Raw genomic sequence first — 1,844 nt, forward strand, 5'->3', positions numbered from 1 at the left:
CCCCAGAAGCCCTTCGCGTCCGACGTCGGCAATGCGCTGCCCCACGCGCTCGCATGCGCATGCTGGTGCACGTTGCACGCATTCGCGCAGCCGCACATCGCGGCAGCCGCCGCCCGTTGCAGCGGCGCGCCTTCGCGCTGCGTCGCGCCCCAGCCGCCATAGCCGCCGTACTCGCGCACGGGCGACCAGTCCGGCATTGCGGGCGGAATCGGCGCGTCGTGCGACGCGAACGGTCCCGCGCCCCACACGATCCTGCCGCCGACCACCGTCAGCAACGCCGTCGTGCCCGCGATGTCGTCCTCCGCGCACGCGAAGAAATCGCGATCCGGGACCACCAGGTCGGCAAGCTGCCCGACCGCGATGCGCCCCTTCTTGCCCTCTTCGTTCGAGAACCACGTCACGTACTCGGTCCACATGCGCAGCGCCGTTTCACGATCGAGCAGGTTGCGCTGCGGATACATGCGCAGGCCGCCGACCGTCTTGCCCGTCACGAGCCATGAGAGCGACACCCACGGGTTGTACGACGCCACGCGCGTCGCGTCCGTGCCGGCCGATACCTTGAGCCCCTTGCCGAGCATCTTCGCGACCGGTGGCGTGGCTTCAGCCGCCTGCGCGCCGTAGCGCTCGACGAAGTATTCGCCCTGGTACGCCATCCGGTGCTGCACCGCGACACCGCCGCCGAGCGCGGCGATCCGGTCCATCGATTTCTCGGAGATCGTTTCCGCGTGATCGAAGAACCAGTTCAGCCCTTCGAGCGGGATGTCCTTGTTGACCTTCTCGAACACGTCGAGCGCGCGGCTGATCGTTTCGTCGTACGTCGCGTGCATGCGCCACGGCCAGCGGTTCTGCGCGAGCACGCGCACGACGCCTTCGAGATCGTCCTCCATCTGCGCCGGCAGATCGGGACGCGCGACGCGGAAGTCCTCGAAATCGGCCGCCGAGAACACCAGCATCTCGCCCGCGCCGTTGTTGCGGAAATAGTCGGTGCCGTCGTGATACTTGACGCTCTTGGTCCAGTTCACGAAGTCTTCCTTCTCGGCGTTCGGCTTCTGCGTGAACAGGTTGTACGCGATCCGGATCGTCATCTCGCCCGCGTCGTGCAGCTTGCGGATCACTTCGTAATCGTCGGGGTAATTCTGCGAACCGCCGCCCGCGTCGATCACGCCCGTCACGCCGAGCCGGTTCAGTTCGCGCATGAAGTGACGCGTCGAGTTGTACTGATACTCGAACGGCAGCTTCGGCCCCTTCGCGAGCGTCGCGTAGAGGATCGTCGCGTTCGGGTTCGCGAGCAGCAGGCCCGTCGGGTTGCCCGCGGCATCGCGCAGGATCGTGCCGCCCGGCGGCTCGGGCGTGTCCTTCGTGTAACCGACCACGCGCAGCGCGGCCGCGTTCAGCAGCGCGCGATCGTACAGGTGCAGGATGAACACCGGCGTATCGGGCGCGGCCGCGTTGAGTTCGTCGATCGTCGGCAGGCGCTTCTCCACGAACTGATGTTCGGTGAAGCCGCCGACCACGCGCACCCACTGCGGCGCGGGCGTGATCGCGACCTGACGCTTGAGCATCTCCATCGCGACGGCGAGCGAAGGCACGCCGTCCCAGCGCAGCTCCATGTTGTAGTTCAGGCCGCCGCGAATCACGTGGCAGTGGTTGTCGATCAGGCCCGGCAGCACGCCGCGGCCGTCGAGGTCGACCACCTTCGTCGCGCGGCCCGCGAGCGGTATCACGTCCGCGTCGCTGCCGACCGCGACGAAGCGGCCATCCTTGATCGCGACGGAGGTCGCGACGGGGTTCGTGCGGTCGAGGGTCGTGAATCTTCCGTTATGGAGGATCAGATCCGGTTGGGT

General features: G+C 67.3%; 1 protein-coding gene. It reads right to left on the reverse strand.

The annotated features are described in order from the left end of the window. Positions 1–1,844 (reverse strand): amidohydrolase (locus WS45_RS01295; protein WP_063896514.1); only part of this gene is annotated, 1,844 nt, incomplete at both ends.

Origin of the sequence: Burkholderia sp. RF2-non_BP3, from assembly GCF_001522185.1 — a bacterium.
Taxonomy (GTDB): Bacteria; Pseudomonadota; Gammaproteobacteria; order Burkholderiales; family Burkholderiaceae; genus Burkholderia; species Burkholderia diffusa.